Genomic DNA, 21,783 nt, shown 5'->3' with positions numbered 1-21,783 from the left:
GCGAACATTCGCCTGCGCACGAACACTTTCCGGGCCTCGGGTGTGCACCGGTCGCACCGCTGTGTCGTCGGCGGCACAATGATCGGGTGTCCGACGCCCATATTCATCGATTCGGCCCCGCCGACGGTCCGCTCGTCCTCGCCCTGCACGGGTTGACCGGACACGGGCGGCGGTGGGGCGCGCTGGCCGACGGGCACCTGCCCGAGGTGCGCGTCGTCGCTCCCGACCTGCGTGGGCACGGGCGGGCGAGTTCGCTCCCGCCGTGGACCTTCGAGCAGATCGTCGACGACCTGGTTCCGCTGCTCACCGAACCGGCGGTCGTGGTGGCTCATTCGTTCGGGGCGGCGGTCGCGATCCATCTGTCCCGTCACCGCCCCGACCTGGTCCGCGCGCTGGTCTTGCTGGATCCCGCGATCGGCCTCGATCCGGTACTGCTGCACGACATCGCCGAAGCGGGATTGGCCCGGCCCGACTACGGCGACATCGCCGAGGCACGCCGCGACAAGCTCGAGACGGCCTGGGCCGATGTGGACCCCGGACTCCTCGAGGCCGAACTCGCCGAACACCTGGTCGGCACTCCCGAGGGCCGGGTGACGTGGCGGATGAGCCTGCCCGCCGTCACCTCCTATTGGGGCCAGCTGGCGCGCGAGCTGGTTCTGCCGCCGCCGCGGATTCCGACCGTGCTGGTCCGGGCCGGCAAATCCCCGTTCGTCACCCCCGCGACCGTCGCGGCGTTCGCCACGCTGCCGCATTTCACGCTGCACGAATTCGACTGCGATCACATGGTCGCGCAGGCCCGGCCCGCCGAGACCGCCGACGTCGTGCGGTCGGTGCTCTGATGCCGACCACCGACGCCGAGATCGAGCGGGTGCGGGAGCTGGTCGCGGCCATTCCGCCCGGACGAGTCGCCACCTACGGGGATATCGCGGCGGCCGCCGGGCTGTCGACCCCGCGGACCGTCGGCTGGATCATGCGCACCGACTCCGCCGATCTGCCCTGGCATCGGGTACTGCGCGCCGATGGCACTCCGGCGGCTCATCTGGTGCAGCGCCAGTTGCGCCGGCTGGCCGAGGAGGGCTGCCCGATCCGCGGCGATCGCGTCGACCTGGCCGCCGCCCGGCATCGATTCGGCGACTGACGACATCGCGAATCCGGCCGTCGACCTCGGTGTCGGCCCACGGATATCCGAATTCGCCCATTACTCCTGTTCCGCGGTTACCGTGGAGACATGACCACCCGTCTGGCGTGCGTGGTGTTCGATGCGATCCGGCCACGGAACGTGGCGCGGTTCTGGGCGGAGTTGCTCGACTGGCAGATCACCGTGGACCGTCCGCACGCGGTCGAGGTGGCTGCTTCCGACCCGGATTCCGCTGATGTGTCGTTGATGTTCCTGCCGGCGGCCGGACCCAAGTCCGCGAAGAACCGCATCCATCTCGATGTGGTGGGTCGTTCGCTGGATCATCAACGCGTGCAGGTGGATCGGGCGCTGGCACTGGGCGCGCGGCCGATCGACATCGGGCAGGGCGCGGTGCCCTGGACGGTGCTCGCGGATCCCGAGGGCAACGAATTCTGTGTGCTCGAACCGCGCGAGGAATACGTGGATACCGGCGCGGTTGCCGCGATCGTCGTCGACACTCCCCATCCCACCCGGCTGGCCCGGTTCTGGGAGACCGCGGCCGGCTGGCCGCTGACCCACGACGAATCCCGCATGTCCGGCATTCGCTCGGCCACCGGCCAGGGTCCGTGGCTGGAATTCCTGCGCACCCAGGTCGCGGCCCGCGAAAGCGATCGCGTCCACCTCGATGTCGTCACCTACTCCACCGGCGATCCCGCGGACGAGGTCGCCCGGCTCACCGCCGCCGGCGCGGTTCCCTGCCAGGGCGCCGCGGTGCATCCGCCGGCTCAGGCGATGCTGACCGATCCGGAGACGAACCGGTTCCGGTTGCTGCGTGCGCCCTGCGATTGACGTGCGGCGGCGGCAGACGACGGACGTGCGCCCGTCCGCGCCCTTCGCCGTCCGATGTGGGCGGATTACCATCGGTCCATGATCAACCTGCCGGGTGAGCCGCTGTGACGACTGTCGACGCGATCGTGCTGGCCGGTGGGCGGGCGACCCGGATGGGCGGGGTGGACAAGCCCGCGATCGCGGTCGGCGGGCGGGCGATGCTCACCGTGGCGCTGGACGCGGTCGCCGACTGCGTGCGCACGGTGGTGGTCGGCCCGCATCGGCCCGAACTGGCGCCCGAGATCCGGCAGGTGCAGGAGGTACCGGCCGGAGCGGGCCCGGTCGCGGCCGTCGCCTGCGCGGTGCGCGCCCTCGAGGAATGTGATTTCCCGGCCGATCTGGTCGTGGTCCTGGCCGCCGACCTGCCGTTCCTCACCGCCGCCGCGATCGGCGAATTGATCGGGCACGCAACGACTTCCGAGGCCGACGCGGTTTTCGCGACCGACGAATCCGGCCGACCGCAATATCTGGTCGGGGTGTGGCGGCGGGCGGCGCTGCTCTCGGCACTGCGGCAACTGGATTCGGTGACCAATCAGCCGATGAAGGCGCTGGTTCCGGTCGACACCCTGATGGTGCCGCTGTCCGGTATCGCCGATTGCGACACGCCCGAACAGGTGCGCGCGGCCCAGGCCGCCGCACCGGCGTTGCCGTTGGCGCAGGCACGCGACATCCTGCGCACCGGTATCACGCGGCTGCCGGTGCACGAGGCCCGGCCGCCTGCGGTGCGGGGTGCGGCGCTGGCGGCCCCGCTGCGTGCCGCCTCGGCGCTGCCCCGCTTCGATGTGTCGGCCATGGACGGCTACGCGGTGGCCGGCGCGGAACCGTGGCGGCTGCGTCACGACGTCGGCTTCGCCGGCGGTGAGCGACCGGTGGGCCTGCTCGCCGGTGAGGCGGTCCGCATCGCCACCGGCGCCCATGTCCCGGAGGGCACCGACACCGTGGTGCGTGACGAATTCGTCCGGCTCGACGACGGGCTGCTGCGGCGACTGCCCGAGGCGCCGATCCGCGACGATGTGCGCCACCGCGGCGAGGACTGGCACACCGGCGATATCGTTGCCGCCGAGGGCACCCCCGTCGACGCGGCACTGATTTCCGTCGCGACCGCCGCCGAGGTAATCACCGCCCAGGTCCGCGGTCCGGTCCGCGCGCGAATCGTCATGACCGGCGACGAGATTCGCAGCGAAGGTCCGCTGCGCAGCGGCCAGACCCGCGATTCGGTCGGCCCCGTCTTCCCGGAGTTGTTGTCCTGGCACGGAATCGAATCGTCGGACCGGGTGCATCTGCGCGATACGCCCAACGGCTTCGACGATGTGCTCTCCGATACGACCGACGACCATCTTCTGGTCGTGGTCGGCGCGACCGGCGGCGGCGCGGCCGACCAGCTGCGCGGCGCACTGGATCGGGCCGGGGCGCGAATCCTGGTGCACCGCTTGCGGATGCGGCCGGGAGGATCGACCGTGGTCGCGCAGATGCCCGCGGGCCCTGTGGTTCTCGGTCTGCCGGGCAACCCGTACGCGGCGGTGGCGACGCTGTGGGCGCTCGCCCCGGCCATCGTCTCCGGTCTCACCGGGCGCACACCGGCGCGGGTGCGCACCGGAGTTCTCCTGAATGCGGGACAGGTTTCCGGCCCGGTGCCGCGGGTCCTGCCGGCGCGCGCGGCCGACGAGGGTGGCTGGGTCGCCGACGGACATGTCCGCACCGCCCACCTGGCCGGGCTGCTCGATCGTGACGCACTGGTCGTCGTCCCCGCCGACGCCACCGACGGCGAGCTGGTCGAATATCTGCCGCTGCCGGGCTGAGGAGACGCGCGGCAACTACCGCGTCGATCCGGCCGGCACGCCGTGGCCCCGGGCTATGCCGGGTAGTCGGTGGCCGGCCCGAAGGTGCCGTCCCCGTTGCCGTCACGCAGTGTGATGTTGCCCGTGAGGGTGTTGCCGATGACCACGTCGAGTTTCCCGTCACCGTTGAAGTCGGCGAGTGCCGGAGTGGACAGCGGGACCAGACCACCGGACGGATAGACCGCTGCCGGCGGGTCGAACGTGCCGTCGCCGTGACCGTGCAGGACCGCGATGTTCGAGGTGCCGCCATTGGCCACCACCAGGTCCGGTTTCCCGTCACCGTCGACGTCGGCGACGTCGAAGCACTGCGGCAGTAGCCCACCGGTCGGATACGCGACGGCCGGTGAGAACGTGCCGTCGCCCCGGTTCGACAGGACCGAGACGGTCCCGTTGACGAGGTTGGAGAACAAGATGTCGGGTGTGCCGTCCCCGTCGACATCGCGCGCCATCCCGTACCACGCGGTCGCCGCCCCCGAATCGAAAGTGACCGGCGCATCGAAGGTTCCGTCACCGTGGCCTCGATAGATCTGGATCGTGCTGTTGACGTAGTTGCCGCGGAGCAGGTCGAGGTTGCCGTCACCATCGAAATCGGCGACATCGGCCGAACCGGATCCGACGCCGCCGACGGTGGATATCGTCACCGCGGGCTGAAAGGTGCCGTCGCCGCGGCCGCGCAGCAGCGACCACGACGGCGCCTGGTTCGAGGTCGCGATATCGAGGTTTCCGTCGTGATCGAAATCGGCGGCGACCAAGGCGCCCGGCGCGAAGTCGGTGGCGTAGTCGACCGCGGCGGCGAAGGTGCCGTCACCGTGGCCCAGCAGGATCGAGACGTCGCTCGAGGCGAAGTTCGTGACGGCCAGGTCCAGCGTGCCGTCATGGTCGAAGTCGGCGATGGCGACGTAGTCGGCTTGGCCGCCGGTGGCATAGTGCACGGCCGGCCGCAGGCCACCTCCGGGCTTACCCAGGAAGACCGAGACGCCGCCGCCGAGAAGGTAGTCACTGAAGACGACATCGGGCACGCCGTCACCGTTGATATCGGCGATCGCCGGTACCGCCGGCCCCATGAGATCGGGCGGCACCGGATCCGCTTGCGCCACGGTGCTTGCGACCACCGCGTGAGCGGCGAGTGCCAGCGGCGCGAGAACGCCGGCAACGGTGATAGAGCGCGACATCGCTTCTCCTGCTGTTGGATTCGGGGGCAGCCTATGGCCTTCCCGCCGGTGGCGGCATCGCTGCGGCTATCCCCATCCGGTAGCGGTAATCGCCGTCACTTTCGCGTGCGCGCCGCTATCCCTTCGACTCGATCCGACGCCTCGACAACGTGTTAACAAATGTAAAACGCCCGCGAAGCGCCGGTTTCCAAAGCATCACCGGGGACGTGGACAGCGGCTCTCCACCGGTGGGCCGGCGCCGTGAGAATCGGTATCGCCGCAGGTCGGACCCGAATCACCCGGTGCGACCGGCAATTGCCCAGTGACCGGGACGTTTCCCCCACCTCACAGCTCACCGGTGACCCGCGCGCGGTGTGAGCGGATCGTTTTGCCGCCCCCGCGAGCGTCCTTACTCTCGGTCTGGTCAGCCCGGTTCATTTGTCTCGATGGGGGCGTTGTGGTCATTTCGCACAAGAAGGGTTCGGCCCCCTCGTCAGAGTCGAACGGCGTACCCGCAGCCTCGCGCGGCGCATCTACCGCGTCGAACGGCGTCCCCGAGTCGGCGGCCGACGCGCTGCTGAAGGTCGGGCGCTACTTCCAGCGCGGGGAGGTGTCGGATGACCTCCGCACCGTGCACAAGGTCGGCGGGCGCGAGGCCGACGAGTTCTATCGCGACCGCTGGGCCCACGACAAGGTGGTCCGTTCCACCCACGGCGTCAACTGCACCGGCTCCTGCTCGTGGAAGATCTACGTCTCCGACGGCGTGATCACCTGGGAGTCGCAACAGACCGATTATCCGTCGGTCGGCGCCGACAAACCGGAATACGAACCCCGCGGCTGCCCGCGCGGCGCCTCGTTCTCCTGGTACACGTATTCCCCTGCGCGCGTGCGGTATCCGTATGTGCGCGGGGTGCTGCTCGAGATGTACCGCGAGGCGAAGGCCCGGTTGAAGGATCCCGTACTGGCCTGGGAATCCATCGTCGAGGACCCGGAGCGGGCGACGACGTACAAGGCCGCACGCGGCAAGGGCGGATTCGTGCGGGCGGAATGGTGGGAAGCCGCCGAAATCGCCGCCGCCGCACACGTTTACACGATCAAACAGTACGGGCCGGACCGGATCGCCGGCTTCTCGCCGATCCCCGCGATGTCGATGGTGTCGCACGCGGTCGGCGCTCGGTTCATCTCCCTGCTCGGCGGATCGATGCTGTCGTTCTACGACTGGTACGCCGATCTGCCCGTCGCCTCGCCGCAGGTGTTCGGCGACCAGACCGACGTCCCGGAGTCCGCGGACTGGTTCGATGCCGGCTATCTGATCATGTGGGGTTCGAACGTCCCGGTCACCCGGACCCCGGACGCGCACTACATGACCGAGGCCCGCTACCGCGGTCAGAAGGTGGTGGTGGTCTCCCCCGACTACGCCGACAACACCAAATTCGCCGACGAATGGGTGCCGGCTCGCCCGGGCACCGACGCCGCCCTGGCGATGGCGATGGGCCATGTGGTGCTGCGCGAATTCTTCGTCGACCGGTCCACCGCCCGGTTCGACGACTACATCAAGCGCTACACCGACCTCCCGTTCCTCATCACGCTGGACGAACGCGACGGCGGCTGGAACGGCGAGGGCGAATACCGCGGCCACACCTGGCTGCCCGGAAAATTCCTCACCGCCGCCGACCTCGCCGCGGCCGGCGTCGCGGGCTTCGACGTGGACAACGCCGAGCACAAAACCGTGCTCCTGGACGCCGACGGACATCCCGTCGTGCCCAACGGAACCCTCGGCGACCGATTCTCCGAATCCGGCGCCGGGCGTTGGAATCTGGACCTCGGCGGCGTCGATCCGCTGCTGACTCTGTACGGCCGCACCGACGATGCTGCGGCCGTACAGTTCCCCCGCTTCGACGGTGAGACCGGCGTCGTCACCCGCTCGGTGCCGACCACCGTCGTGGCCGGACGCCGCGTCACGACCGTCTTCGACCTCCTGCTCGCGCAGTACGGCGTCGGGCGCCCGGATCTGCCGGGCGACTGGCCCACCGGTTACGACGACCCGAGCGCGCCCTACACTCCCGCGTGGCAGGAGTCGATCACGGGAGTGCCTGCCGCACAAGCGATTCGCATCGCCCGCGAATTCGCCGACAACGCCGATCGCTCCGGCGGCCGGTCGATGATCCTGATGGGCGCCGGGACCAACCACTGGTTCCACTCCGATCAGATCTATCGCGCCTTCTTCACGCTCACGCTGCTCACCGGATGCCAGGGCGTCAACGGTGGCGGTTGGGCGCATTACGTGGGCCAGGAGAAGTGCCGCCCGGTCACCGGCTGGTCCACCCTGGCGTTCGGCCTGGACTGGCAGCGGCCGCCACGCCAGATGCAGGGCACGGTGTTCTGGTATCTGACCAACGACCAGTGGCGCTACGACCCCTTCACCTCCGAATCCTTCGCGTCCCCACTGAGTTCGGGCGCTTTCGCCGGGCGCACGGCCGCCGACAATATCGCCCTGGCGTCGCGGCTCGGCTGGATGCCGACGTATCCCACGTTCGATCGCAATCCGCTGGACCTGGTCGATGCCGCCGAGGCCGCGGGGCAGACGCCGCAGGACTATGTGGTCGGCAACCTGAAATCCGGTGATCTCGAGTTCGCCTGCGAGGATCCCGACGCACCGCGGAACTTCCCCCGTGTTCTCACCGTGTGGCGGGCCAATCTGCTCGGCTCCTCGGGCAAGGGCAACGAGTACTTCCACCGCCATCTTCTCGGCGCGGATTCCAACCTGCAGGCCGACGATTCGGCCGGGGTCCCACCTCAGGAGGTGCGCCGGCCGGACCAGGCGCCCACGGGCAAACTGGATCTGCTGGTCTCCCTGGATTTCCGGATGACGTCGACGACGCTGTTCTCCGATATCGTCTTCCCGGCCGCCACCTGGTACGAGAAACACGACCTGTCCTCGACGGATATGCATCCGTTCGTGCACGCCTTCTCCCCCGCGATCTCCCCGCCGTGGGAGGCGAAAACCGATTTCGAGGCGTTCCACCGCATCGCGCGCGGATTCTCCTGGCTGGCCGAGAAACATCTCGGCGTCCGCAAGGATCTGGTCGCCGTTCCGTTGCAGCACGATTCGGCCGACGCCCTGGCCCAGGCGCGCGGGCGGGTGCTGGACTGGAAAGCCGGTGAATGCGAACCGATTCCGGGAAAGACCATGCCGAAGCTGGTGGTGGTGGAACGCGACTACCCGAAGCTGGCGGAGAAGATGGCGGCGCTGGGCCCGCTGATCGAAACGCTCGGGGTCACCACCAAGGGCGTCACCACCGTTCCCGACGCCGAGGTCGAGTACCTGCGCGGAGTCAACGGCACCGTGGTCTCCGGCGCCGCGCAGGGCCGCCCGTCACTGGCCAAGGATGTGCACGCCGCGGAGGCCATTCTGGCGTTGTCCGGCACCACCAACGGCCGGTTGGCGGTGGAGGGTTTCCACGCGCTGGAGCGCCGCACCGGTACCCGGCTGGCGGATCTGGCGGCCGAGCACGAGGGCAAGCGGATCACCTTCGCCGATACGCAGGCGCGGCCGGTGCCGGTGATCACCTCACCGGAATGGTCCGGCTCCGAAACCGGTGGTCGGCGGTACTCCCCGTTCACCATCAATACCGAACGGCTCAAGCCCTGGCACACGCTCACCGGGCGTCAGCACTTCTACCTCGACCACGACTGGATGATCGAACTGGGCGAACAACTTCCGATCTTCCGGCCGCCGCTCGACATGTCGGCCCTGTTCCGCGAACCCGATGTGGGCGCGGTCGGCGAACGAGGGGTCACCGTGCGCTACCTCACCCCGCATTCGAAGTGGTCGATCCACTCCGCGTATCAGGACAACCTGCATATGCTCACCCTCTCGCGGGGCGGGCAGGCGATCTGGATGTCCGATCGCGACGCGGCGAAAATCGGTGTGGCCGACAATGATTGGATCGAGGCGGTCAACCGCAACGGGGTGGTGGTGGCCAGGGCGATCGTCAGCCACCGTATGCCCGAGGGCACCGTGTTCATGTACCACGCGCAGGATCGCGCGGTCGACGTGCCGCGCATCGAAGGCGGCCCGGAGCTTCGGGCCGGCCGGGGCAAACGCGGCGGCATCCACAACGCGCTCACCCGGATCATGATCAAGCCCACGCATCTGATCGGCGGGTACGCCCAGCAGTCGTTCGCCCTGAACTACCACGGGCCCACCGGAAATCAGCGTGACGAGGTCACCACGATCCGGAGACGCTCACAGGAAGTGGAGTACTGATATGCGTGTCATGGCACAGCTGGCCATGGTGATGAACCTGGACAAATGCATCGGCTGTCACACCTGCAGCGTCACCTGCAAACAGGCCTGGACCAACCGGGGCGGCACCGAGTACGTCTGGTTCAACAACGTGGAAACTCGTCCGGGACAGGGATATCCGCGGCAGTACCAGGATCAGGAGAAGTGGAAGGGCGGCTGGACGCTGGACCGCCGCGGCCGCCTCACCCTGAAGTCCGGTTCGCGCATGAAGCGGCTGCTCAACATCTTCGCCAATCCGGATCTGCCGACGGTGTCGGACTACTACGACCCGTGGAGCTACGACTACGACAATCTGCTGTCCGCACCGGCCATGGACACCACGCCGGTGGCGCGGCCGAAATCGCTGATCACCGGTGAGGATACGAAGGTCACCTGGGGCGCGAACTGGGACGACGACCTCGGCTCCGGACCGGATCAGGTCGGCCGTGATCCGTTGCTGGCGCGGCTGTCGGAACAGGTCAAACTCGAATTCGAGCAGACCTTCATGTTCTATCTGCCGCGCATCTGCGAGCACTGCCTCAACCCGTCCTGCGGCGCCTCCTGTCCCTCGGGTGCGATCTACAAGCGCGCCGAGGACGGCATCGTGCTGGTCGACCAGGACAAATGCCGCGGCTGGCGGCAGTGCGTCACCGGCTGCCCGTACAAGAAGATCTATTTCAACCACAAGACCGGCAAGGCCGAGAAATGCACGTTCTGCTATCCGCGCGTGGAGGTCGGTATTCCGACCGTCTGCTCGGAGACGTGTGTGGGGCGACTGCGCTACATCGGCGTGATGCTCTACGACGCCGACGCGGTCCTCGAGGCGGCGTCGGTCACCGATCCGGAGCAGTTGTACCCGTCGCAGCTGGGCGTCTTCCTCAACCCGCACGATCCGCGCGTGATCACCGAGGCCGAACGCGCTGGGATCTCTCCGGAATGGATTGCGGCGGCGCAGGATTCGCCGGTGTACAAACTGATCGTCGACTACAAGATCGCGCTGCCGCTGCATCCGGAATACCGGACCATGCCGATGGTCTGGTACGTGCCGCCGCTGTCGCCCGTCGTGGATGTGCTGGCGGAGACCGGGCACGACGGTGAGGATGCCGGAAATCTGTTCGGCGCCATCGATTCACTGCGGATCCCGGTGGAATATCTCGCCGAGCTGTTCACCGCCGGGGATATCGGACCGGTGCGCGCGGCGCTGCAGCGGCTGGCCGGGATGCGGTCGTTCATGCGCTCGATCAACCTCGGCCAGGAACCCGAACCGGCGATCCCGGGCGCCGTGGGCCTGGAGCCCGAAGAGATCGAGGCGATGTACCGGCTGCTGGCCATCGCCAAATACGAACACCGGTACGTGATTCCGTCGGGCGCAACATCCCGGGCGCACGAATTGGATTCGCTGGCGACGGGGTGCAGCCTGGAGGGTGACGGCGGGCCCGGGATGACGGCGTTCGATGTGACGTCGGAGAAGTTCGCTCTCGTCGACGCCAATACCGCTGCACCGGAGCGGAAGTCGTCGCGGATCAATCTGCTGAACTGGGACGGTGGGTCGACCGAGGGGCTGCTGCCCGAACGCGACGGCAGTGACAACGGCAACGGCAACGGCGCCGCGCACACGAGTCCGGAAGCGAACGGGAACGCGGGCGATTCCGGACCCGGAGTAGCCGGCGGCACGCTGCCCGAGCCGACCGGAGCGACCCGATGAGGCCGTTTCGCCGCCCCCTGCCGAGCTCGGCCGGCCGCTCGACCGGCACCGCGCCCGCCGAGATCCATCGCCGCACGCTGCGCAGCTACGCATGTCCGGGCGGGCGACCCGGCCGACGAGGGATGTGACCGTGGGACTACTGACTCTCCGACGCCGGCCCGCACCCGTGGTCGAGATGTCCGAACGCGATCGCCGGCTGGTCTGGCGTATCGCCGCTCTGGTGCTGGACTACCCCGGTCCGGACACGCTGGCGATACTCGACGATCTGTCCGAGGCGGCAGCCGCCCTCCCGGAACCGGTGCGCACCGATCTCCTTCGGCCGCTCACCCATCTGTCCGGCACCGCACCGCTCACCCTGGCGCGCGACTATGTCGAAACGTTCGACCTGCGCCGGCGCGCCAGCCTGCATCTGACCTATTACGCCTACGGCGACACCCGCAAGCGCGGTATGGCGCTGCTCCGGTTCAAGCACGCCTACCGGCATGCCGGTGCGGAGTTGTCGGATCGCGAACTGCCCGATCATCTCCCGGTGCTGCTGGAGTTCGCGGCCACCGTCGACCCAATCGGCGGTGAACGCCTGCTCGGCGAACACGTCCCGGTACTGGAGATGCTGCGACTGTCGCTCACCGACAGCGAATCGCCGTATGCCGGCGCCCTGGCCGCCGTTCTCGCGACCTTGCCTCCGCCCACCACGGCAGACCGCCGCCGGATCGCCGAACTGGCGGCGCAGGGACCGCCGGACGAGGACGTCGGGCTGGAGCCGTATTCGATGAACGGCGAGTCGATGCATCCCGCCATGAACCCCGACCTGTACTCCCCGCCCGCAGCCGGAACCTCGGCCACCGCAGGGCTTTTCGCCGGATCCGGAGACCGACGATGACATCCACCGTCTGGGCGACCCTGCCCTACATCGCCTTCACCTCGTTCGTGCTGGGCCACCTTTGGCGCTATCGCAACGACCAATTCGGCTGGACCACAAGGTCTTCGCAGATCTACGAATCCCGGCTGCTGCGGCTGGGCAGTCCGCTGTTCCACTTCGGCATGCTCGGTGTGATCGGCGGACACGTTCTGGGCGTGCTGATTCCGGAGTCCTGGACCGATGCCGTGGGCATCTCCGAGCACCTCTATCACCTGGTCGCCGTCGCCGCGGGTACGGTGGCCGGCGTCGCGGTGATCGCCGGCATCGCGATCCTCGCCTATCGTCGCGTGCGTGTCCCGGCCGTCCGCCAGGCCACCACCACCAACGACACGTTCATGTACGTATTGCTCGCGGCCGCGCTGATCACCGGGCTGCTCAATACCGTCGGCAGCAATCTGCTGTGGGGCACCTACAACTATCGCGAAACCGTATCTCCATGGTTCCGAAGCCTTTTCACGGCGCATCCGCAGCCGGATCTGATGGTCGGCACGCCCTGGACCTTTCAGGCGCACGGGCTCATCGTGCTGACGCTCATCGCCGTCTGGCCCTATACCCGGCTGGTCCACATGTTCAGCGCACCCGTCGGCTATCTGATCCGCCCGTACGTGGTGTACCGCAGCAAACCCGCCGATGTGGCGAACAAGAAGAAGTATGCGAGCGCCTGGCAGAGCCCGGTCCTGCCGCCCTCGCGCTGACGAGGAGCCTTGACCTGGAGAGCACTCCACGGTCTAGCGTCGCCGGTATGAGCGATTCGGGCAGGCCCGCGCCGAGTTTCGGCATCAAGACGACACCCGCGCACGTCGCCTATGCGGAGATCCTGCGAGTGTGGCTGGAGGCCGACGGCATACCCGAGATCGAGCACGCCTGGTTGTACGACCATCTGCTGCCACGGGCGGCGGTCGGGCTGCCGGGTCACGACGGTGGCGCTCCGGAAGGACGTCGGTCGGCGGGGCCGGTCCTCGAGGGCTGGACGCTGCTGGCGGCGCTGGCAGCGCAGACGCGCCGACTCCGGCTCGGATTGCTGGTGTCCAACAACCGGATTCGCCACCCCGCGCTCTCGGCGAAGATGGCGGCCACCGTCGACGTGATCTCGGGCGGCCGGCTGGATTTCGGAATCGGCGTCGGCGGGTTCCCGCGCAACGATCCCCGCTTCGAGACGATGGTGGCGCCCGAATACGAGGCGTACGGAATTCCGGTCGGCACCTGGCGCGAGGCGGTGCGCAGATTGGACGAGGCCTGTGTCCTGATCCGGCGATTGTGGACCGAGGACGTCTTCGATTTCCCCGGCGACCATTTTCCTCTCACCGGCGCGCAATGCGATCCGAAACCCGTCCAGCGGCCGCATCCACCGATTCTGCTCGCCGGTGCGGGCGCATCGACGCTGCCGATCGTCGCCGCCCACGCCGATCTCTGGAATGTGATCGGCCCACCGCTCACCACCGTCGACGCGCTCCGCGAGCGCAGCCGGGCACTGGACGAACACTGCGCGGCGATCGGCCGCGACCCCACCCACATCACACGCTCGGCGCAGCTACCCATCTCCTACGACGCCCCCGGCCGGGTACGCGAGACGCTGCTCGAACTGATCGACGCCGGTTTCACCCATCTGGTACTGAACCCGCCCGCCCCCTATCCGGACGGAGTGGCACATTGGATCGCCGACGACATCATCCGCCCCACGCTGAACGCCCTCGCCCGCTGAGCCGGGCAGGCAGGAATGCCGGTGGCGCTGACCGCGTTGTCTTCCATTTCGAGGGCCGAGTTGTCGAATCGGAAGGAAACGTGCCGCATGTCACAGGATTTGATCGATGGGCCGGGGATCCACCTGGACGAATTGTTTTCCGAATTTCGCGCGGGGTCGCTGACCCTGCGGAACCGATTCGCGATGGCTCCGATGACGCGGGCGAAATCGCCCGACGGCATTCCGAATGCGGAGAATATCGAGTATTACCGCGAGCATGCGGCCGGAGGTGTCGGTCTGATCGTCACCGAGGGGACCTATGTGCGGGGACCGGCGGCTGGGCCGATCGCGAAGGTGCCGCGGTTCTACGGTGACGAGAGTGCCGCCGGCTGGCGTGCGGTGGTCGAGGCGGTGCACGCCGAAGGGGCGTCGATTGTCCCGCAGCTGTGGCATACCGGTGTGGATCGGGGGAACGAGCCCCGCTTCGAGCCGGACACGCCCACCGTGAGTCCTTCCGGTGTCGACTTCACCGGAGCGCCGGTGGGGCGGGCGCTGACGACCGCGGACCTGGACACCCTCGTCGACTCGTACGTGGAATCGGCGCTGCTGGCCCGGGAGCTGGGATTCGACGGCATCGAACTGCACGGCGCACACGGTTATCTGCTGGATCAATTCTTCTGGGCCGCAACCAATCACCGCGAGGACGAATACGGCGGCACCATCCGCCGGCGCGCCGCGTTCCCCGCCCGGGTGGTCGCCGCCGTCCGCGCGGCCGTCGGCCCGGATTTCCCGATCATCTACCGCTTCTCGCAGTGGAAGGGCGTCGACTACAGCGCGCGCATCGCCGAGAGCCCGTCGGACCTCGAAGAATTGCTGACTCCGCTCGTGGAAGCCGGGGTCGACATCTTCCACACCTCGCTGCGGCGGCATTGGCTGCCCGAATTCACCGACCACGCCGACGATCTCAGCCTGGCCGGCTGGACCAAGAAGATCACCGGCCTGCCGGTGATCACCGTCGGTTCGGTCGGCGTGGACAGCGTCTTCCGCGGCGACAGCATCGACGAGACCCAGGCGCAGCGCTTCGCTCTGCTGCGCGAGCAGTTCGAGCGCGGCGAATTCGATGTCGTCGCACTGGGCAGAGCGCTGCTCGCCGACCCGGAATGGGTGAACAAGATGCGCGGCGGGCGACTCGCGGAGATCACACCGTTCCGCTGACCCGGATCGGTGGAGCCGTGGACGCTCGCGTATGGGAGCGAGCGTCACGACCATGGGAACGCTCACCGCTTCCCGGTGTACTGAGTGCATGACAGCGACCACCGCCACCGCCACCTCGACCACCTCCGGCTTCGCGACCGGTTCCCTGATCGGCGCGACCGTCACCACCGGCCTGCTGGCCGGCGTCTTCTACGCCTACGCCAGCTCGGTGATGCTCGCGCTGCGTCAGCTCGACGACCGCACCTTCGTGGACGTGATGAACCGGATCAACACCGTCATCGTCAATCCGGTCTTCATGCTGAGCTTCCTCGGATCGGTCGCCTTCACCGGCCTCGCCGCCGTCCTGTACTGGCGCACCGACCAGCGCACCGTGCTGTGGTGGGTTCTCCTCGCCCTGGCGCTCAACGTGATCAGTTTCCTCATCACCTCGGGCGGCAACGTGCCGCTGAACAACCAGCTCGCCGACACCTCGTCCGGCGATTTCGCCGCCCTGCGCCACCAGTTCGAAGGCCCCTGGATCACCCTCAACATCCTGCGCGCCCTCGCCAACACCGCAGCCCTCGGCGTCCTCGCCTGGGCCCTGCGCACCACGAACAAGGGGTGAGGGCCTTGGTGACCTGCGATAATGCGGCCGGAAAAATCTTTCGGAAAATTTCGGCTGCCGTGTCGATCCATAGTGGGTGCCGTTCGACCTAGGGGTGAGAGGGTCCGGAGGGGATCCGCCAGACGAAGGAGACACACCATGAAGTACATGCTGATCATGCGCGCCACGGACGAGGCCTACGCAAGCATGGGCGAGGTCGATTTCGACACCGTGCTGGAGACGATGGGCAAGTTCAACGACGAGTTGATCCGGGCGGGCGTGCTGCTCGCGGCGGAGGGGCTCGACCCCGCGGACAGTGTGGTGGTCGATTACGACGCGGAGACCCCGGTCGTCACCGACGGTCCCTACGGCGAGACCAAGGAACTGTTCGGCGGGTTCTATCTTCTCAACGTCGCCTCGAAGGAGGAGGCGATCGAGTGGGCGAAGCGGATGCCGGTCATCGTCAAGGGGTGTAAGACCGAGATCCGGCGGGTGCCCACGATCGACGAATTCCCGCAGGACAACGTGTGGATCCAGAAGGAGCGGGCGTGGCGCGAGGCCACCGGGCAGCTCTGAGCGGAACCTCCGGATGACGGCCGATCCCACCGGACGCGAGGCGGTCGCCGCGGTGTGGCGGATCGAATCCGCGCGCATCGTCGGCGCCCTCGCTCGCTATACCGGCGATTTCGCCCTCGCCGAGGATCTGGCGCAGGAGGCACTGGCCGAGGCGCTGGTCACGTGGCCGCGGGAGGGGACACCGCGCAATCCGGCCGGCTGGCTGCTCACCGTGGGGCGGCGGCGCGCGATCGACACCTTCCGCCGCCGCTCCACCCTCGACGATCGCTACGCCGCCCTCGCCCACGATCTGGGTGAGGGCGGTGCGCTGACCGGCGGGCCCGGTTCGGATCCGATGCGTGCGGCAGCCGAACCGCTGTGGGATCCCGATCGCATCGACGACGACGTGCTGGCCCTGATCTTCACGGCGTGCCATCCGGTGCTCTCCCGCGAGGCGCGGGTGGCCCTGACGCTGCGGGTGGTCGGCGGTCTCACCAGCGACGAGATCGCCAGAGCGTTCCTCGTTCCGGCCGCGACGGTTCAGGCGCGGATCACCCGGGCGAAGAAAACGCTTGCCGCCGAAAACATTCCGTTCGCCGTGCCGGAGGCGAGTGAGCGCGCTGCCCGCCTGAGCTCGGTGCTCAGCGTGATCTACCTGATCTTCACCGAAGGTTCGTCGGCGAGCTCGGGCACCGAACTGATCCGCTTCGATCTGGCCGGGGAAGCACAGCGGCTGGCGCGGGTGCTGTCCCACCTGATGCCGGACGAGCCGGAGGTGTACGGATTGCTGGCTCTGCTCGAGCTGACCGCGGCCCGCTTCCCCGCGCGGACGGGCCCGGACGGTGAGCCGGTGCTGCTGGAGGATCAGGACCGGCGGCGCTGGGACCGTGCGGCGATCCGGCGTGGCCGCGCCGCCCTCACCCGCGCCGGACAGGCCGGCCGCGGACTCGGCTACTACGGCGTGCAGGCCGCGATCGCCGAATGCCACGCCGTCGCCGGCTCGGTCGCCGACACCGACTGGAACCGGGTGGTGAGCCTCTACGAAGCGCTGGGCCGCCTCGCCCCGTCACCGGTGGTCGAGCTGAACCGGGCGGTCGCGGTCGCGATGGCGAAGGGCCCCGACGCCGGACTCGCGATCGTGGACGGTCTGCGCGCCCAGGGCGCACTGCCGAATTCCCAACTGCTGCCCACGGTTCGGGGTGAGCTGCTCGCCCGCCTCGGCCGCACGAGTGAGGCCCGCGAGGAATGGGAGCTGGCGGTGCGCCTGTGCGGCAACGACCGCGAGCGTGCGGTATTGCACCGCAAGCTCGACGACCTCGGCTGAGGCCCACACGAGCCCGACAGCCCCGTCACGCGGCGGTGAGAAAGCGTCCCGTGCGCTGCGAACCCAGCACCGGCGCGGCCGTACCGTTGCCGAAAACGTAACGGCCGCCGACGAATACGGCATTCACCGTGTCGTCGTTGCGGTTGACCATGCGCGACAGATTGCCGAAGTACGGCATCGTCTGTTCGGTGTAGCGTTCGAGGCCCCCGTCCAGCCGGGTCGGGTCGATCACCACCGCATCGGCGCGGTCCCCGACGCGCAGATGTCCCGCGTCGAGCCCGTACCAATCGGCCAGTTCCCCGGTGAGCCGGTGCACCGCATGTTCCACCGACATGAACGGGCGGCCCGCCAGCTCGGCCTCGCGCACCCGGCGCAGCAGCCGCAGCCCGAAGTTGTAGAAGGCCATATTGCGCAGATGCGCGCCGGCGTCGGAGAAGCCGAGCTGCATCCCGGGGTCGGCGGCGAAGCGATCCAGCACGCCCGGCCGATGATTGGAGATCGTGGTGCGCCAGCGCACCTTCGGCCCGTACTCCACCACCAGATCGAGAAACGCGTCGACCGGATGCACTCCCCCACGTTCCACGCCGACCTGACCGAAGGTCTTGCCGACGACCGAGCTGTCCGGGCATTCCACGATCTCGGCGTCGAAGAAGTCGCGATGCCAGACCCGCGGGCCGAACTTGCGGTCGTAATCCTTGCGGAACTGGCGGCGGTAACTCTCGCTCTGCAGCATCCGGTGGCGCTCGTCCAGCTGATTCGACAGGTGCAATGCCGCTGCGCCGGAACCGAATTCCTCGAACACCACCAGATCGATACCGTCGGCGTACACCTCGAACGGCACCGGCAGATGCTGGAAGCGGAAGTCCCCGCCGCATGCGTTGATCGCCCGCGCCAATGCCGGAAATACGTGCGCCACCAGGGGAATCGCCTTGATGTCGGCCGCCGAGAGCAGACTCACCTTGAGATGCGGCTGCCCGATTCCCAGACTCGACAGCGCCATCGCCAGCAGGCTGTGCGGCCGCGCCACATCGGGACCGCCCTGCAGTGCCCGCCGGCGAGCCCGCAGGATCGAATTGAGCTGGTGCCGTTCGCGCATCGTCGCGTAGGTGGAGGGCAGGGTGCGGGAACGGCAGGTCTCGCCGTCGAGTTTGTCGAACATCAGCTGCTGCGAGGACATGCCGACGAAGCCGGCGTCGAGAGCCTCGTCCAGATGCCGGCGCATGGCGCTCAACTCACCGGCGGTCGGCTTCACCTCGGTGCGGGTGGCGCGGTCCAGGCCCATCTCCGCCGCGCGGATATCCGAATGTCCCAGGAACGCGGCCACATTCGGCCCCAGCGGCGAGGCATCCAGGGCGGCGGCGTATTCGTGTGCGCTGCGCCAGGTCTTGACATCACCGACCGCGTCGATCACATGTCCGCGCGGGATGGCCTCCACTCGTCCGAAGAGGTCGCCGGCGGTTTCGGCGCCGACGTGCACGGTGGACAGTGAACAGGAGCCGAGCAGTACGGTCGTGACACCGTGGCGCACCGATTCCGACAGCGACGGATCCAGCAGGACCTCCACGTCGTAATGGGTGTGGATATCGAGCATCCCGGGGATCACCCATTTGCCGGTGGCGTCGACGACGGTGTCGCAACCGGATTCGTCCAGGGGTTCGGCCGAGACGGCGGCCACCCGGCCGTCGCGAATGCCGACGTCGCGCACCGCCGACGGCGCGCCCGTGCCGTCGAACCAGGTACCGCCCTTGATGATGCTGTCGTACATGACAGTTCCTCTTTCACCCACCCGCCCCGGCGGGGCGCGTCAGATCTCTATCTCGCGCCGGACAACCTTGCCGGTCGCATTGCGTGGCAACGGTTGTGCCGTGATCACCCAGCGGGCCGGCACCTTGAAATAGGCGAGCCGCTCGGCGGTGAAGGCCCGCAGCTCGTCCTCGGTCACAGCGGCCGGATCGGCGACGACCACGACCGCGGCCACCTCCTGGCCCAGATCGGCATGCGGCACACCGAGTATCGCCGATTCCAGCACCGCGGGATGCTCGTCGAGCACATTCTCGATTTCGGTCGGGTACACGTTCTCCCCGCCACGCAGGATGAGATCCGATCGCCGGCCCGACAGACGCAGCCGTCCCTCCTCCAGGACGCCGAAATCGCCGGTGTGCAGCCATCTTTCGGTATCTATAGCGTTCGCGGTGGCGGCCGGATCGTTCCAGTAGCCGAGCATCACGTACGGGCTGCGCACACAGATTTCGCCCTCTTCGCCGTCGGGCAGCGTCCGGCCGTCCGGATCGCGAATCTCGATACTCACACCGATGATCGGCATCCCCACGGTGTCGGGGTGGGCGGCCAGCACCGGCGGTGTGGCCACCGTTGCCGCGGTACCACTTTCGGTCAGTCCATAGCTCGTGGTGAGCGCGACCTCGGCCATCGGCAGTTCCCGGCGCAGCCGTTGATGGAAGGCGGGCGAGGACGGGGCGGCATTGAGTGAGAACGCCACCAGACTCGACAGGTCGTAGCGGGACAGGTCGTGTTCGAGCATGCGGCTGACCATCGTCGGCACCGCACCCCAGTTGGTCACCCGTTCCCGCTCCATCAGCGACAACACCCGCTGCGGGTCGAAGCTGCCGGTGTTCATCACCACGGTCGCGCCCGTGGCCAGCCGCGGAATGATCAGATTGTGCAGGCTGGCGATATGAAACAGCGGTGAGGTCAGCAGGAATCGGCGGTCGCTGGGCCCCGGGCCGAGCTGTTGCCCGCGGAAGGCGGCGGCCATGGCATCGGTGAAGCGGTGGTAGTCGCAGACCGCCAGCAGGTTTCGCTGGGTGTGCACGACGCCCTTGGGCCGGCCGCTCGTGCCGCTGGTGTACAGGATGACCGCCGGGTCGTCCTCCGCGATCGACACCTCCGGCGCCGGGCCGGGATGACCGGAGATCAGCTGCGGCAGATCGGATTCCATGGTGAGTACCGGAACATCGGTCGCCACCTCGGCCAGCAGTGCGGCGCGTTTGGCATCGGCGACCACCACCGTCGGCTGGGTGTGCTCCAGACCGTAGGCGATTTCCCGCGGCGCCCACCACGCGTTGTAGCCGACCGGAATCGCGCCGAGTACCTGCGCCGCCCAGAAGGTCGTCACCCATTCGGGCGTGTTCGCGGCGAGAATCCCCACCCGATCACCCTTGCCGACACCGTGGCGATCGGCGAGCGCGCGCGCGAGAGCTGTTGCCGCGGCGCCGTGTTCGGCGAACGTGATCCGTCGGTCCGGGGTCACCAGATAGTCGTGGTCACCCCAGGCCGTACCCGCGTGGAACAGCTCGGCCATACTGCGCCGCCGATCGCGCATCACCGGAATCGGCGCGCCCAGAACCTCTTCGACCACCATCTCGAACGGCCCACCGGGACCGGTGAGGTCGGCGGTGATCCGGGCGGCGATGGCCTGCGGGTCGGCAGCTCGCGTCATAACCTTCACTTTCTGCTTACGGGATGAGCACGGCACGACCGCGGATCAGTCCCCGGTCGAGTCGTTCGAATGCGGCGGGGCCCTCGGCGAGGTCGAAACGTTCCACCGACACGTCGATGGCGCCGCGCTGCGCGAGTGCGACCGACGCGTACAGGTCACTTCTGGTGCCGCCGTAGGACTTTCGGACGGTTGCTCCCCAGGGCAGGCCGGGCCCACCGGCGGGTCCGGCGTCGATGCCCGGAATTCCGCCGTCGAGTCCCACCATCCGGTAGGCGCCGTTCGGCGCGACCGATTCGACGGCGAGTTTCGCGGTGGCGTCGTTGCCGACGAAGTCGAATACGGCCTCGGCGCCCCGGCCGTCGGTGCAGTCCAGAATGCGGGCGGCGGTCTTCTCGTCGGCCGTCAGGGTGAGATCGGCGCCGCATGCCGTGGCGAGTTCCAGTTTCTCCGGCGAGATGTCGACCGCGATGATGCGGCAGGCGGTGGTGGCCTTCAAGATCTGCACCGCCACATGTCCGAGCCCGCCGATGCCGATCGCGACGGCGGTGGCGCCGGGCCGCAACTGGTCGGCGGCTCCGCGGATGGCGTGATACGGCGTGAGTGCCGCATCGGCCAACGGCGCTGCCCTCGCGAAGTCCAGCTCGCCGATCGGCACGAACGAATTCGCCGGAATGCGAACGTATTCCGCCATGCCCCCGTCGGGTCCGAGGCCGGGGCACGGCGGCATCGCGGTGCGACCGGCCGCCAGGCAGACGTTCTCGTTACCGCTCACGCATTCCCGGCACACGCCACAGGACCAGCACAGGTAGACCAGCCCCCGCTCCCCCGCGCGACGCCCCTCGACCTCGGTGCCGACCGCCTCGATGGTTCCGGCGATCTCGTGCCCCATCGTCAGCGGATCCTCGCGCAACGGGAACGGCAATCCGAGAACGAAGGAGTCCGAATGGCAGATTCCGGCCGCCGCGACCTTCAACAGCAGATCGGCGGGCCCGATCTCGGGGATCGGGACTTCGCGAAGCTCCAGCGTGCCGGGCCCGGTCAATTGCAATGCGCGCATCTTCT

General features: G+C 68.3%; 17 protein-coding genes. 13 read left to right on the top strand and 4 right to left on the bottom strand.

From position 1 onward, the window contains the following. Positions 1–86: 86 nt before the first annotated feature. From NN2_RS03625 to NN2_RS03610, 4 genes are all read left to right on the top strand, one after another. Positions 87–839 (top strand): alpha/beta fold hydrolase, encoded by a 753-nt coding sequence (locus tag NN2_RS03625; protein ID WP_063010315.1) that lies wholly within the window; start codon positions 87–89, stop codon positions 837–839. After that, the gene (locus NN2_RS03620; RefSeq protein ID WP_030515956.1) at positions 839–1,138 is read left to right on the top strand and encodes an MGMT family protein; all 300 of its coding nucleotides are present in this window, start codon (positions 839–841) and stop codon (positions 1,136–1,138) included. Before NN2_RS03625 ends, NN2_RS03620 begins: the two co-directional genes overlap by 1 nt. A 90-nt stretch (positions 1,139–1,228) precedes the next feature. Further along, positions 1,229–1,966, top strand: coding sequence for a VOC family protein (locus tag NN2_RS03615; protein WP_063010313.1), 738 nt, complete (start codon positions 1,229–1,231; stop codon positions 1,964–1,966). Between the two features lie 104 nt (positions 1,967–2,070). Continuing rightward, positions 2,071–3,804 carry an NTP transferase domain-containing protein gene (locus NN2_RS03610; protein WP_082856687.1) on the top strand — a complete coding sequence of 578 codons (1,734 nt, stop codon included), beginning with the start codon at positions 2,071–2,073 and terminating at the stop codon, positions 3,802–3,804. 53 nt (positions 3,805–3,857) lie between these two features. Here the strand turns inward: NN2_RS03610 and NN2_RS03605 are convergent, their stop codons facing one another. Then, positions 3,858–5,015 carry an FG-GAP repeat domain-containing protein gene (locus tag NN2_RS03605; protein WP_063010311.1) on the bottom strand — a complete coding sequence of 386 codons (1,158 nt, stop codon included), beginning with the start codon at positions 5,013–5,015 and terminating at the stop codon, positions 3,858–3,860. 553 nt (positions 5,016–5,568) lie between these two features. On the opposite strand from NN2_RS03605, the gene NN2_RS03600 reads away from it, so the two are divergent. The 9 genes from NN2_RS03600 (at position 5,569) to NN2_RS03560 (ending at position 17,264) form a co-directional block, all read left to right on the top strand. Then, entirely contained in the window at positions 5,569–9,264 is a 3,696-nt protein-coding gene (locus NN2_RS03600) for a nitrate reductase subunit alpha (protein ID WP_063010471.1), read from the top strand. A gap of 10 nt (positions 9,265–9,274) precedes the next feature. Continuing rightward, on the top strand, positions 9,275–10,987 hold the full coding sequence (gene narH, locus NN2_RS03595; RefSeq protein WP_082856705.1) for a nitrate reductase subunit beta: 1,713 nt from the start codon (positions 9,275–9,277) through the stop codon (positions 10,985–10,987). A 130-nt stretch (positions 10,988–11,117) separates the two neighbouring features. Continuing rightward, complete coding sequence (gene narJ / locus NN2_RS03590) at positions 11,118–11,867, top strand: nitrate reductase molybdenum cofactor assembly chaperone (RefSeq protein WP_063010470.1); 750 nt, start codon at positions 11,118–11,120, stop codon at positions 11,865–11,867. Then, on the top strand, positions 11,864–12,601 hold the full coding sequence (narI, locus tag NN2_RS03585) for a respiratory nitrate reductase subunit gamma (RefSeq protein ID WP_063010307.1): 738 nt from the start codon (positions 11,864–11,866) through the stop codon (positions 12,599–12,601). Before narJ ends, narI begins: the two co-directional genes overlap by 4 nt. 47 nt (positions 12,602–12,648) lie before the next feature. Continuing rightward, on the top strand, positions 12,649–13,608 hold the full coding sequence (locus NN2_RS03580) for an LLM class flavin-dependent oxidoreductase (RefSeq protein ID WP_063010305.1): 960 nt from the start codon (positions 12,649–12,651) through the stop codon (positions 13,606–13,608). 87 nt (positions 13,609–13,695) lie between these two features. Further along, positions 13,696–14,802 carry an NADH:flavin oxidoreductase gene (locus tag NN2_RS03575; protein ID WP_063010303.1) on the top strand — a complete coding sequence of 369 codons (1,107 nt, stop codon included), beginning with the start codon at positions 13,696–13,698 and terminating at the stop codon, positions 14,800–14,802. Positions 14,803–14,890: 88 nt separating this feature from the next. Next, the gene (locus tag NN2_RS03570; protein WP_063010301.1) at positions 14,891–15,406 is read left to right on the top strand and encodes an anthrone oxygenase family protein; all 516 of its coding nucleotides are present in this window, start codon (positions 14,891–14,893) and stop codon (positions 15,404–15,406) included. Positions 15,407–15,544: 138 nt separating this feature from the next. After that, a complete protein-coding gene (locus NN2_RS03565; protein ID WP_030515967.1) occupies positions 15,545–15,961 on the top strand; it encodes a YciI family protein in 417 nt (138 codons plus the stop codon). Positions 15,962–15,974: 13 nt separating this feature from the next. Continuing rightward, the gene (locus NN2_RS03560) at positions 15,975–17,264 is read left to right on the top strand and encodes an RNA polymerase sigma factor (protein ID WP_063010299.1); all 1,290 of its coding nucleotides are present in this window, start codon (positions 15,975–15,977) and stop codon (positions 17,262–17,264) included. 25 nt (positions 17,265–17,289) lie between these two features. On the opposite strand, the gene NN2_RS03555 is transcribed toward NN2_RS03560, so the two are convergent. From NN2_RS03555 to NN2_RS03545, 3 genes are read right to left on the bottom strand one after another with little or no spacing between them, the layout of a single operon-like run. Beyond that, positions 17,290–19,029 carry an N-acyl-D-amino-acid deacylase family protein gene (locus NN2_RS03555; RefSeq protein ID WP_063010297.1) on the bottom strand — a complete coding sequence of 580 codons (1,740 nt, stop codon included), beginning with the start codon at positions 19,027–19,029 and terminating at the stop codon, positions 17,290–17,292. Positions 19,030–19,068: 39 nt separating this feature from the next. Then, positions 19,069–20,721, bottom strand: a complete 1,653-nt coding sequence (gene casG / locus NN2_RS03550) for a steroid-24-oyl-CoA synthetase (protein ID WP_063010295.1) — start codon at positions 20,719–20,721, stop codon at positions 19,069–19,071. Positions 20,722–20,737: 16 nt separating this feature from the next. Next, entirely contained in the window at positions 20,738–21,778 is a 1,041-nt protein-coding gene (locus tag NN2_RS03545) for an NAD(P)-dependent alcohol dehydrogenase (RefSeq protein WP_063010468.1), read from the bottom strand. Between the last annotated feature and the right edge of the window lie 5 nt (positions 21,779–21,783).

It is taken from the genome of Nocardia nova NBRC 15556, assembly GCF_001613005.1.
Taxonomy (GTDB): Bacteria; Actinomycetota; Actinomycetes; order Mycobacteriales; family Mycobacteriaceae; genus Nocardia; species Nocardia nova.
The sequence above is the reverse complement of the archived record's forward strand: the minus strand, read 5'-3'. Positions and strand labels throughout refer to the sequence as shown.

Excerpts from the sequence above, each read along its gene's own strand:
- NN2_RS03620 (WP_030515956.1), top strand. The coding sequence starts at position 839 with ATGCCGACCACCGACGCCGAGATCGAGCGGGTGCGGGAGCTGGTCGCG.
- NN2_RS03615 (WP_063010313.1), top strand. The coding sequence starts at position 1,229 with ATGACCACCCGTCTGGCGTGCGTGGTGTTCGATGCGATCCGGCCACGG.
- NN2_RS03605 (WP_063010311.1), bottom strand. The coding sequence starts at position 5,015 with ATGTCGCGCTCTATCACCGTTGCCGGCGTTCTCGCGCCGCTGGCACTC.
- narH (WP_082856705.1), top strand. The coding sequence starts at position 9,275 with ATGGCACAGCTGGCCATGGTGATGAACCTGGACAAATGCATCGGCTGT.
- narI (WP_063010307.1), top strand. The coding sequence starts at position 11,864 with ATGACATCCACCGTCTGGGCGACCCTGCCCTACATCGCCTTCACCTCG.
- NN2_RS03580 (WP_063010305.1), top strand. The coding sequence starts at position 12,649 with ATGAGCGATTCGGGCAGGCCCGCGCCGAGTTTCGGCATCAAGACGACA.
- NN2_RS03575 (WP_063010303.1), top strand. The coding sequence starts at position 13,696 with ATGTCACAGGATTTGATCGATGGGCCGGGGATCCACCTGGACGAATTG.
- NN2_RS03570 (WP_063010301.1), top strand. The coding sequence starts at position 14,891 with ATGACAGCGACCACCGCCACCGCCACCTCGACCACCTCCGGCTTCGCG.
- NN2_RS03565 (WP_030515967.1), top strand. The coding sequence starts at position 15,545 with ATGAAGTACATGCTGATCATGCGCGCCACGGACGAGGCCTACGCAAGC.
- NN2_RS03560 (WP_063010299.1), top strand. The coding sequence starts at position 15,975 with ATGACGGCCGATCCCACCGGACGCGAGGCGGTCGCCGCGGTGTGGCGG.
- NN2_RS03555 (WP_063010297.1), bottom strand. The coding sequence starts at position 19,029 with ATGTACGACAGCATCATCAAGGGCGGTACCTGGTTCGACGGCACGGGC.
- casG (WP_063010295.1), bottom strand. The coding sequence starts at position 20,721 with ATGACGCGAGCTGCCGACCCGCAGGCCATCGCCGCCCGGATCACCGCC.
- NN2_RS03545 (WP_063010468.1), bottom strand. The coding sequence starts at position 21,778 with ATGCGCGCATTGCAATTGACCGGGCCCGGCACGCTGGAGCTTCGCGAA.